We start from the raw sequence: 12,124 nt of genomic DNA, 5'->3' as shown, positions 1-12,124 counted from the left end.
GCGTTGGAGACGACGACGTTGATAGGCGGCAGGTGGAGGTGCAGAGATGCATGGAGCCGAGCCGTACTAATGGCCCCGGACGCGTGATTAGGAAAGTGTTTTACGAGATAAGAGCTTAGGGTGGAGTAGTCTGGTTGTGTGGTGCGTTTCTCTCTGTGGGGAAAAAGACTGCAGGAATTAGGTAGCTGAAGGGTTACCGAAGGTATATACAGGTTGGTGCAGTTAAGGCGGGTGAACACCTCTTCCATTTCGAACAGAGCCGTTAAGCCCCGCACTGCCGATGGTACTGCTGTCACAAGCGGGAGAGTAGGAAGGTGCCACCTGTGTTATTTGAGAGCGGGGAGAGTCTGCTGACGAAGGTCGGCAGACTTTTTTCGTTTAGGGCTACCCCACAAAACGGCCAATATAGATTGACTAAATACGAACTTAATCAGCTTAAAAGCCGGTGTAAATAAGGATTAACCTGTATTAGCACACGCTCGTGTCGTTGTGATATAGTCAAGAGGGGGCTTGTAAGTAGCATACCCGCCAAAAAGGAATACAGGCTTTGTGAGTGAGATCAAAAACAGGATGATCAGGAGCTCAATTTATACAGTTAAAACACTATTGGTCGATTCTGAAGCGGGGGTTGAAGCGCAGGCAGACGAATCAATGGGATGCATTGGTTGCATAGGACGAACAGGTTAAGAAAATTTGGCTTAGGGCTGATGTTAGCAAAGCTTAACTACCTAAAACAAAAATGAGTAAAATTTGCATTATTAGGATATTTGAAAAGTAATTGGTGTACATACTTGTTTTTTTTGCTTTGATCGATTTAATTCTAAAATTATTTAGAAAGTAAGAATATATTTGCTCTAAAATTTAGTAGTTCAGAATTTAATAGGGCTTAAAAGTCATCTAACCGACTAGACTAACTTTGTTTACAAGGGATTAGTTAGCCATTTAAAGACACGTCTTGAGTAATTATCCTGAGAGTCAGTCGAGTATTTCACCCGGTCGGGTAGTACTATGCCCCTATTAATACCTACGTATCGACTAAGTTTTTAACAGTCCAGTACTTCAGTTCAGTAAGTGTTGTCAACCAATCAAATTAATCGTTTATGAAACCAAAGCTACGGAAAGCCTCAGCGCAGGCTTTACTCCTGCTGGGTGCATGGCTGCTGTTTGCATTCGCGCCATCTCTGGCCGTTGCCCAGGAAGTCTCAGGAAAAGTACAGGATGAGAAAGGGAATAGCCTGGCTGGTGCATCGGTAACCATTAAGGGAAGCACCAAAGGAACCAACACGGATGGCGACGGTAACTACCGGATCAGTGTACCGGCCGCCAACGCAGTACTTGTATTCTCGTATATCGGCTATCTAAAGCAGGAAGTAGCGGTCGGCAATCAGTCGGTGATCACCGTAAAGCTACAGCCAGGCGATGCAACGCTGAATGAGGTTGTTGTAACGGCCCTGGGAATTTCGAAAGAAGCTCGTAAGCTGGGTTACGCCGTAACGACTGTTGATGGAACCTCGTTGACTAAAGCCCGCGAAAACAACATCGGTAACGCACTGGTGGGTAAAGTAGCGGGTCTGAGCGTGCGGGGAACCAACAGTGGGCCCGGCGGTACCTCTAAAATTCTGATGCGGGGTATGCCCAGCATGAACTCGGCCGGCGCTCCTCTGATCGTTATCAATGGCGTACCTATGGACAACACGCAGCGTGGTAGCGCTGGTCAGTGGGGTGGTGCCGACGGTGGCGATGGACTGGGTAACCTGAACCCGGATGATATTGAAACGATGACCGTTCTGAAAGGGCAGTCGGCCTCGGCCCTGTATGGGTCGCGGGCGTCGAATGGCGTTATCCTCGTAACGACCAAGCGCGGTAAAAAAGGCGACTATGCCGTTGAGTACAATATGAACCTGACGGCCGATCAGCCGCTCAACCTGACCGACTTTCAATACGAGTATGGTCAGGGTATGAACGGCCAGAAGCCAACTACGGTTGCCGCGGCACAGGCTACGGGCCGGATGAGCTGGGGCGCTAAACTGGATGGATCGAACGTAATTCAGTTCGATGGCAAGCAGTATCCCTACACGGCACAGCGCGACAACATCAAGAACTTTTACAACATCGGTTCGAACTTCACCAATACGGTGTCGGTAACGAAAGGGGGCGATAATGGTTCGTTCCGGCTGTCGCTGTCGAACCTGGCCAACAAAGGTATCATTCCGAACACGGGCCTGACCCGGAAAACGGTTAACCTGACGGCCGATCAAAACATAACGTCGAAACTGAGCTTCAGCATTCTGGCCAACTACATCGATGAGCAGGTGAAGAACAAACCCCAGCTGAGCGATGGTCCACTTAATGCCAACAACGGTCTGCTGCTGGCTACGAACATCGATGAGCGCATTCTGGCGCCCGGTTTCAATCCAACGACAGGTCAGGAAGTTGTTTTCAGTGACGATAACTACGTAACGAACCCGTATTTCGTGGTCAACCAGTACGTGAACAACGTTCAGCGGAAGCGGATTATCTCGATGGCCTCGACCAAGTACCAGTTTGCCGACTGGATCTACGCGCAGGCTCGGGTCGGGTATGATAATGCTAACGACCGTATCATGAACGTTACGCCCTGGGGTACGTCGTACTCGATCAGCTCGAGCCCCAAAGGCCAGGGTGCACTGAACGAACTGTCGAACGCACAGCGGACCGAACTGAATATCGATGGTTTGCTTGGGATCAACCGTAACATTACGTCGGACCTGACGCTGAATGCAATTCTGGGCGGTAACATCCGGAAAAACTACTACGAGAAGATTGGCGTGAGCGGAAGTCCTTTTGTGCTGCCGTACCTGTACAGCTACAACAACGTAGTTAACTTCAACCGCTCGTACGAATTTGCCAGAAAGCAAATCAACTCGGGTTTCTATAGTCTTGATCTGGCTTATAAAACCTTCCTGACCCTGAGCACCACGGGCCGTTACGACACTTATTCGACGCTATCTGCTGGCAACCGTAGTTTGTTTACGCCTTCGGTATCGACGGCACTTGTCTTCTCGGATCTGGTGAACGTACCCAATCTAAGCTTCGGTAAGCTGCGGGCTTCGTATGCCGTAACCAGTGGTGAGGCCATCGATCCGTATCTGACCGATGTGTACTACGGTGTAGGTAATGCGATCAACACCATCCCAACGGGTAATTTCAGTTCGGCGCTGCCTAACCTATTTCTGAAGCCCTTCTCGAAATCAGAACTGGAAGTCGGTCTGGAGATGCGTTTCTTCGGCAACCGTCTGGGCTTTGATGTGGCGTACTACACCCAGAAAACGCGTAATGAAATCATGCCGGCCAACTACAGCTGGGCAACGGGCTACACGAGTGGGGTAGTAGCGACGGGTTCAGTGCAGAACAATGGTCTGGAAGTACAGATCAACGGCACACCGATCCGGTCGTCGAAACTGACCTGGAACGTGTCGCTGAACCTGACGTCGGTACACAACAAGATTCTGCAAACCGACCTGAACAACAACCCAATCTCGCTGGGTCAGAACCGGGCCACGCTGGGCAACGCCATCACGGCGTTTAAACCAGGCATGGCTGGTCCGCAGATTCGGGCGTATGACTACAAGTACGGTGCCAACGGTCAGATTGTGGTCGATGCTTCGGGCCTGCCGGTGCGGGGCGATCTGATCGACATGGGTACTGTACTGCCAACCCTGTATGGTGGTCTGAACAACGAATTCGTGCTGGGTCCGGTCAACCTGTCGTTCCTGGTCGACTACAACTATGGCAACAAAATTCTGTCGGCTACCGAGAACTACTCGATCCGCCGGGGTCTGAATAAGCTGACGCTGCCTGGCCGCGAAACGGGCATCCTGACGGGGGTTACGAGCGATGGCAAAACCAACACCGTAACGGCTGCCGCACAGGATTACTACACGGCGCTGGCTAACAACGTAACCAAGACGAGCGTTGTCGACGGCGACTTCATCAAACTGCGTCAGCTGACGCTGGGCTACAGCCTGCCCGTTCGCCTGCTGGAGAAACTGCCCCTCATTCGTACGGTAAACGTTTCGTTTGTTGCGCGGAACCTCTTCTACATCATGAAGAAAACCACCAACATCGATCCTGAAGCTTCGTTCGGGTCAAACCTGACTTATTCGGGTATTGAAGGCGGCAACCTGCCGGCTACACGTAACTACGGTGTCAACCTGAACATTAAGTTTAAATAAGAAGACAATGAAGAAGAGATTAATCGCAACAACCTTCCTCATCGGAGCGCTGCAGTTTTCGTGTAACGATTCGTTCGACGCGCTCAATATCGACCCAACGCGGGCTTCGTCGGGTACATTCGACGCCAACCTGCTGCTACCCAGCATTCAGTTCAACCACGTGAACGCCAATGCCGGCTACAACGGGCCAATTCTGTTCCAGAGCATGTGGGTGCAGGTGCTGGCGTCGACCAGTTCGGGTGGTGCCAACTACTATACCAATGCCGACAAATATGTGATCTCGGGTAACACCAACGATTACCTGCAGCGGACGTGGAGCATCGATTACAATGCCGCCAGCTACGCCTACGAAATGGAGCAGCTGACCAATGGCAATGCGGCCCGGGCTAACCTGAACAACATTGCCGTAATCATGCAGGTACAGTCGCTGGCTACCATCACCGATACCTATGGCGACATTCCTTACACGCAGGCGCTGATGGGTAAGGCCGGCACGACGCTGCCCGCCTACGATTCGCAGCAGGCCATCTACAGTTCGATGCTGAGCCGGCTCGACAAAGCCACCGCGGCTCTGAGCACGTCGGGCGATGTGCCGACCAACGATGCCTTTCCCTACAAAGGGGACATCTCGAAGTGGAAAAAGTATGGTTACTCGCTCATGCTTAAACTGGCGATGCGGCTGACGAAGGTTGATCCGGCAACGGCGAAAACCTACGCCGAGAAAGCAGTGGCCGGTGGCGTTTTTGCCAGCATCGACGATGATGCCTACGTAATGCCCGACAACGCAAATGGGTACGGTAACAGCAACGGCCAGGCGCTGACGACGCTCGACGACATCTACCAGGTGCGCTGGAGCAAGTCGCTGATCGACTACCTGAAAACCAACGGCGATCCCCGCCTGGGCGTTATTGCCGAGGTGCCGGCGGCTGGCCTGAAAGCCAACCAGGATGCGGCTACCTCGGGTACGTCGGCTCCGGCTTCGCAGCTTGGTCTGCCCAACGGATTCGACCTGAACGGCGGTGCCACGGATATCAGCAAATCGGCTGGCTATCCGGGCCCAACGGGGTCGGGCGACGATGTAACGCCGATCGGCAAGTACTCGCGGCCAACGGCGTTCTACCGCAACCGGAACGCTCCCCTGTTTGTACTGACGTATGCTGAAACCGAACTGCTGCTGGCCGAAGCCGTTACGCGTGGGTTTGCCGTGGGTGGTACAGCTGCCCAGCACTATCGTAACGGAGTTATTGCCGGTATCCAGGCGCTGTCGCGCTTTGGCGGCTCGGCTGCGATCAGCGCAACGGCAGCAGCTGCTTACGCCGATGCAAAGCCGCTGACGACGACCAACGCCCTGAAACAAATCAACGAACAGTACTGGGCTACCACCGGTACGCTGATGAACTTCATGGAGGCCTGGAACAACTGGAAGCGCTCGGGCTACCCCGAACTGACACCAGTCAACTACGTGGGTAACTTCTCGGGCGGTGTTATTCCGCGCCGGCAGCCGTATCCAACCAACGAGGCTACGCTCAACACGGCGAGCTACTCAACGGCCATCGGCAAACTAACGGGTGGCGACACCTGGTCGTCGCGCGTATGGTGGGATAAGTAAGCACGAACTGACACAGGAAAGGTAAGGTGGCAATGCGCCCCTTACCTTTTTTGTTTAAGTGGTATAAATCCGGGATTTTATTTCGTTTATCGGTAGAAAAACCTTATTATGTGCTGTGAACGAGCTACTTGTACGGCTTATTAGTCGATCCTCTATAGTATTAATTTTTCTTCTTATCACCCTGGCCGGATCGGAATTGATGGCGCAGTCGACTCTGTTTCGACCCCTGCCCGCCAGCCAGACAGCCATCGCGTTTCGCAACGACATCGACGAAAACGAGCAGCTGAATGTATTGTCATACGAGTATTTTTATAACGGTGCCGGCGTAGCGGCTGCCGACTTCAACAACGACGGCCTGATCGATCTGTTCTTTACGGCCAATCTCAAGCCAAACAAACTCTACATAAACGCAGGCGGACTAACGTTTAAGGACCAGACCCGTGAAGCGGGTACCGAACTGGCGGGTCGGCCACGGGGCTGGAAAACGGGGGTCACGGTAGGCGATGTCAACAACGATGGCTGGGTCGATCTGTACGTATGCTACTCCGGCAAAGGCGATGAGGCTACCCGGCGGAATCAACTCTTCATCAATGAGGGATTTGGTAAGGACGGTAAGGTGCATTTCAAGGAGCAGGCCAAACTATACGGCCTCGACGACCCCGGCTACAGCACCCAGGCTGCCTTTTTCGATTACGACCGGGATGGCGACCTCGACCTGTTTCTGCTGAATCACAACGTCAAGAAATACGACAACCTCGAATTGGCGCGGCTCCACGGCGAAACCGATGCGCTGGCCGGCAACAAACTGTTCGAGAATCAGGGAAATCGGTTTGTGGATGTAAGCCAGAAAGCGGGCATCTACCAGTATCCGCTCACGTTTGGGCTGGGGGTGGCTATCGCCGATATCAACCGCGATGGCTGGCCCGATCTCTACGTCACCAACGATTACAATGAGCCCGACTACCTGTACATCAACCAGAAAAACGGGACGTTTCGGGAATCGACCCAGCAGCAGCTGCGCCACCTGTCGCAGTTTTCGATGGGCGTCGACATTGCCGATTACAACAACGACGGGTTGCCCGATATCATGTCGCTGGATATGCTGCCCGAAGACAACCGCCGGCAAAAGCTGTTGCAATTGCAGGAGAACTACGAATCGTTTGAGCTGATGGTGCAGCAGAACCTGCATCGGCAGTTTATGCGCAACACGCTCCAGCTGAATAATGGAAACGGTCCCGACGGGCTGCCTTCGTTCAGCGAGATTGCCCAGGTGGCGGGCGTGTCGAATACCGACTGGAGCTGGGCTCCGCTATTGGCTGATTTCGACAACGATGGCTACAAAGACCTGTTCATCACAAACGGCTACCTGCGCGACTACACGAACAAAGATTTTCTGAAATACTGGGGCGACTACAAGGTGAAGAAGGCGATCGATCGGGAGCCGGTGCAACTGATGGATCTGGTGAAGGCCATGCCCGCTACCAAAGTCGCCAACTACATCTTTCAGAATCAGCACAACCTGACCTTTGCCAACCGGCAGCAGGCCTGGGGCATCAACACACCCACCATATCGAGTGGGGCAGCCTATGCCGACCTCGACAACGACGGTGATCTGGAATTGATCGTAAATAACATCAACGAACCCGCCACCATTTACCAGAACATGGCCCGGGAGCAGAACCGGAATGCCTTCGTACAGCTGAAGCTACGGGCAGTTCGGGGCGATAGAAGCGCGATTGGCACTAAAGTAACCGTATTTGCCGCCGGACAGCAGCAGTATCAGGAATTGCAGCAGACGCGTGGTTACCTCTCGGCGCAGCCGGCTACTCTGCACCTTGGACTAGGCACGGCTACGCAGATCGACTCGATCGTGGTGGAGTGGCCCGATCAGACCCGGCAGGTATTGCGGCAACAACCCATCAATCAGTTATTGACGATCGAGCAGGTGGGCAACGACCGTAGCCAGTGGGTGACACCGAGCTGGCCGGCCGTGTTCTTGGCTGTGTCGTCGGTGCTGCCGTACACGCACGAGGGCTTTGCCGAAAACGATTTTAAGCGGCAACCCCTTATGCTCTGGATGTACTCGAACACGGGCCCAGTGCTGGCCCGGGGCGATGTAAACCACGATGGCCTGACCGATGTGTTTGTAAGTGGCGATCAGAAACAGCCGGGGGCAGTCTGGCTGCAGCAGCCGGCGGGCCGTTTTGCCAAATTACCGGGCCTTACGCTGAGCGATGAAACCGGCTCGGCTGTTTCGGCGGCCCAGTTCTTCGACGCCAACAACGATGGGTTCGACGATCTGTATCTGGCCCACGGCGGCTACTCGCTGTTTGAGCCCAATACGCCCGCCCTGCAGGACGAACTGTACCTGAACGATGGTCACGGGCAACTCGTGCTGGCCAAAACGGCTCTGCCGGATCTGAGCGGAAGCAGCAAATCGTGTGTGCGACCAGCCGATTACGACGGCGACGGGGATCTGGACCTATTTGTGGGGGGGCGGGTAGTGCCGGGCCGGTACCCCGAAACGCCGGTGTCCTACCTGCTCAAAAACAACGGCGCGGGGCAGTTCAGCCGGGTGCCAATGCCATTTGCGATGGTGGGTATGGTGACCGATGCGCAGTGGGCCGACCTGGATGCCGACAACCGACCCGATCTGATTCTATGCGGTGAGTTTATGCCCATCAAAGTGTATCGCAATACAAAAGAGGGGTTCGTCGATGCTACCAAAACGTATTTCCCCGATGGGCAAAACGGCTTCTGGCTGTCGCTGACGGTAGCCGACCTCAACGGCGACGGTCAGCGCGACATCGTGGCGGGCAACCTGGGGCTGAACACACAGATCAAGGCGTCGGCCGCAGAGCCCGCCGAACTGCTGTATGCCGATTTCGACGAGAACGGCTCGGTTGACCCCTTTTTCTGTTTTTACGTACAGGGTAAGACCTATCCGTTTGTGAGCCGTGATGAATTGAATGATCAGATTTACGCCATGCGCCGGAAGTTTGCTTATTACAAAGACTACGCCGACGCAACGGCCACCGAAATTTTCACGCCGGAGCAGTTGAGCAACGCTCGTCGGCTCGTGGTCAATGACCTGCATACGACCTGCTTTCTGCAAACCAATGGCCGATTTGCGCCGGTGTCGCTACCGCTGGAAGCGCAGTTTGCCCCCGTCACCCGAACACTGACCGGAGATTTCGATAAAAATGGCACAATCGATCTGTTGTTGCTGGGTAATAAGTCAGACAACCGGCTCAAACTGGGCAGCATGGATGCCAACTATGGCTGCCTGCTGGCGGGCGATGGTAAGGGTGGTTTCCGGTATATACCCCAGCCCCAGTCTGGCCTGTCGGTATCGGGCGATGTGAAGTCGGCGCTTGAACTGCCGGTGGGTTCTGCCACTTATCTGCTGATCGGAGCGATGAACCAGCCGCTGCAACTCTATAAACCCAATCGTCCATGAAACGAGTACGGTTTCTACTGCTTCTGTTAAGCCTGGTCAGTAGCCTTCGGGTTACGGCCAGCCGCCCCGACCTGAAGAGCCGGCTGCAACCAACGGTTTTTGCCCTGACAATGGTGATGATTCACGACGTGGTGAATCCGCCGGCAGCCAGCCGATTTTACACGTATTGTCTCCTGGGCGCTCACGAGATTGTGGCTCAGCGACACCCGGCCGAGGTTGTATCGCCCGGTCGGTTTGTGCGCAATTTTACGCCCATCCAGATCGACACAACCCGTCCCGGCGATGAACAGCTGACGGCGCTTTACTGCATACTGGAAACAGGACGCCTGCTACTTCCATCGGGCTCCCTGCTGGAGAGCGAGCAGGCCAAGCTACTTACCGCAGCCAGGCAGGCGGGCTATGCACCGTCACTGATCGAGCAGTCGGTAGCGGTAGCGCAGCAGGTGGCCAGACAGATACAGCGCCGGGCTGCTGGCGATCAGTATAGCCGGTTAAGTACGCGGCTGCGCTACCGACCCGTCAAAGACGAGGCTCACTGGTATCCGACCCCCCCGGCCTACCTCGAAGCAGTCGAGCCAAACTGGCGAACCATCTCACCGATGCTGCTTGATTCGTGCAGCCAGTTCAGGCCGGCTCCGCCCGTACCGTTTAGCCGCGACAGTAGCAGCGCTTTCCATAAACTGGTCAATGAAGTCTACCGTGTGGGCCAGTCACTCACACCCGAACAGCGGGCCATTGCCGCTTACTGGGACTGTAATCCCTTCGCCGTCAATACAGCAGGCCACATGTCCATCGGTTTCAAGAAAATCAGTCCGGGGGGCCACTGGATCAACATCACCAGTCAGGTTACGGCCAAAGCCAATGTTTCGTTTGGCCGGGCAATTGCTATACACTCGCTGGTGGCGATGACGCTGATGGACGCCTTTATCAGCTGTTGGGATGAGAAGTACCGCAGCAATCGGATTCGGCCCGAAACCGTGATCAACCGCTATATCAATCCGCGCTGGCAGCCGCTGTTGCAAACACCGCCGTTTCCGGAATATACAAGCGGACACAGCGTGATTTCGACGGCGGTAGCCGAATTGCTGACTTACCTGCTGGGCGATTCGTTTGGGTTTACCGACACAACCGAAACGCTCTTTGAACTGCCCGAACGCCGGTTCACGTCGTTTCGGCAGGCAGCGGCTGAGGCTGCCATATCGAGGCTCTACGGCGGCATTCATTACCGCGATGCGATTGAGAACGGGCAGGAGCAGGGCCGGGCCCTGGGTCAGTTTGTGATTGATCGTATCCGACGGGCTGGCGTTGTGCCCATGCTGGCGCACCCAAACGTGGCAACGAAGAAACGCTGATTGATAATCAGCGTCTTAACCGGTACGATAAATGCATTGCTATGGAAGTAAGTAGGTAGGGTATTCAGGTCGCTTATTTGACTGCCGGCTGGCCCGGCGCATATACATTCAGGTAGAGCGCCGTACATTTGCATTCGGTTGCAGGCCACCCGGCAGCTTAAAAACTACGTTAACCTAAACTTCCTTAAACCAAACCAAATATTCACTCCACAACCGTTGGCCGGTTAGTCATCACCAGCCAAATTCGCGTGATATCATGCAGGACAACCCCGTTCTTTCCGTCATTGATACGAAGAAAAGCAAACTCAAGCGTAAGCTGATTGCTGAACTCTATCGATCCGACTCCCGCACCATCTCTCAACTGGCGGGCATTCTCCACACCAGCGTACCGTCGACCACCAACCTCATCGATGAACTCAGTGCCGATGGCTGGGTTCGTGGCATCGGTACGGGCAATGCCCAGTTTGGCCGGAAACCATCCCTGTTCGCGCTCGACCCTACCCGCTTCGTAACCATCGTGGCCGATATCACCATACACGATACCAAACTCGTAGCGTTTAACCTGGCCAATCAGGTAGTGAGCCGGCTCGATATTGAACTGGGGCTCGATCATTCCGCTAATTTTCTGTCGATCCTGCGGGAGCCTCTCGAACAGCTGGCTCAGCAGTTATCGCCGTTTTCGGTGCAGGTCATCGGTACGGGTATTTCGCTGCCCGGCCTGGTCGACCCGCGCCATAACATCAACCATACGTACGCCAACCTCAATGGGCCGGGCCCGTCGCTTGGGCAGCTGTTTCAGGATGTCTTTGGTGCACCGACTTACTTCATCAACGATACGCAGGCCACCATTCTGGGCGAACACCGCTTTGGGCTGGCCCGCGGCAAAAGCCACGTGATGTCGGTAAACATCGACTGGGGCGTTGGCCTGGGCGTGATCATCGGGGGGGAGATTTTTCAGGGCAGTGCCGGCTTTGCCGGTGAGCTGGGCCACATTCAGATGAAAACGGAAGGGGGCGAACTTTGCCACTGCGGCAAGGTGGGCTGCCTCGACACGCTGGCGTCGGCGTCGGCCCTGATCCGGAAAGCCCGGCTGGGCCTGCAGGAGGGGGCTATCTCGGTGCTTTCCGAAGAAAACCCGGATGAACTGACCATCGAGACTATCATTACCAAAGCCAGTCTGGGCGACGCGTTTTCGCTCGATTTGCTGAGCGATGTGGGGCAGGAGCTGGGTCGGGGGTTAGCCACCGCTGTACACCTCTTCAATCCCGAACGCATCATCGTAAACGGCGTACTGGCCAAAGCCGAGAAGGCCATTATCCGGCCTATCGAACAGGCCATTGCCAAATACTGCCTGCCCAACTACCGCGATAACCTGACCATCGAACAGTCGACACTGGATGGTATGGCTAAACTGTATGGTGCGCAGGCCTATGTGCTGCAAAACCTGCTCGATCAGGAGCTAATCCCTTAATGCCAACCTTAGTAACTC

General features: G+C 54.6%; 5 protein-coding genes and 2 rRNA genes. All 7 read left to right on the top strand.

The features are described from left to right. Positions 1–91: ribosomal RNA gene (locus ACYVAC_RS07605) — 23S ribosomal RNA — on the top strand; the annotation flags it as partial. Positions 92–212: 121 nt separating this feature from the next. Beyond that, positions 213–323: ribosomal RNA gene (rrf, locus tag ACYVAC_RS07600) — 5S ribosomal RNA — on the top strand. A 777-nt stretch (positions 324–1,100) separates the two neighbouring features. Then, the gene (locus ACYVAC_RS07595; RefSeq protein WP_461096998.1) at positions 1,101–4,214 is read left to right on the top strand and encodes a SusC/RagA family TonB-linked outer membrane protein; all 3,114 of its coding nucleotides are present in this window, start codon (positions 1,101–1,103) and stop codon (positions 4,212–4,214) included. Between the two features lie 7 nt (positions 4,215–4,221). Continuing rightward, the gene (locus tag ACYVAC_RS07590; RefSeq protein ID WP_461096997.1) at positions 4,222–5,823 is read left to right on the top strand and encodes a SusD/RagB family nutrient-binding outer membrane lipoprotein; all 1,602 of its coding nucleotides are present in this window, start codon (positions 4,222–4,224) and stop codon (positions 5,821–5,823) included. A gap of 199 nt (positions 5,824–6,022) precedes the next feature. After that, positions 6,023–9,283, top strand: a complete 3,261-nt coding sequence (locus ACYVAC_RS07585; protein WP_461096996.1) for a VCBS repeat-containing protein — start codon at positions 6,023–6,025, stop codon at positions 9,281–9,283. Beyond that, entirely contained in the window at positions 9,280–10,635 is a 1,356-nt protein-coding gene (locus ACYVAC_RS07580) for a vanadium-dependent haloperoxidase (protein WP_461096994.1), read from the top strand. Before ACYVAC_RS07585 ends, ACYVAC_RS07580 begins: the two co-directional genes overlap by 4 nt. Positions 10,636–10,891: 256 nt before the next feature. Then, the gene (locus ACYVAC_RS07575; protein WP_461096993.1) at positions 10,892–12,106 is read left to right on the top strand and encodes an ROK family protein; all 1,215 of its coding nucleotides are present in this window, start codon (positions 10,892–10,894) and stop codon (positions 12,104–12,106) included. Positions 12,107–12,124 lie beyond the last annotated feature (18 nt).

It is taken from the genome of Spirosoma luteolum, from assembly GCF_054778875.1.
Note: the sequence above shows the minus strand (reverse complement) of the source record. Positions and strands in the feature narration are given on the sequence as shown.

Bases quoted from the DNA above. Each gene is read 5' to 3' on its own strand.
- ACYVAC_RS07595 (WP_461096998.1), top strand. From the start codon at position 1,101: ATGAAACCAAAGCTACGGAAAGCCTCAGCGCAGGCTTTACTCCTGCTG.
- ACYVAC_RS07575 (WP_461096993.1), top strand. From the start codon at position 10,892: ATGCAGGACAACCCCGTTCTTTCCGTCATTGATACGAAGAAAAGCAAA.
- ACYVAC_RS07585 (WP_461096996.1), top strand. From the start codon at position 6,023: ATGGCGCAGTCGACTCTGTTTCGACCCCTGCCCGCCAGCCAGACAGCC.
- ACYVAC_RS07590 (WP_461096997.1), top strand. From the start codon at position 4,222: ATGAAGAAGAGATTAATCGCAACAACCTTCCTCATCGGAGCGCTGCAG.
- ACYVAC_RS07580 (WP_461096994.1), top strand. From the start codon at position 9,280: ATGAAACGAGTACGGTTTCTACTGCTTCTGTTAAGCCTGGTCAGTAGC.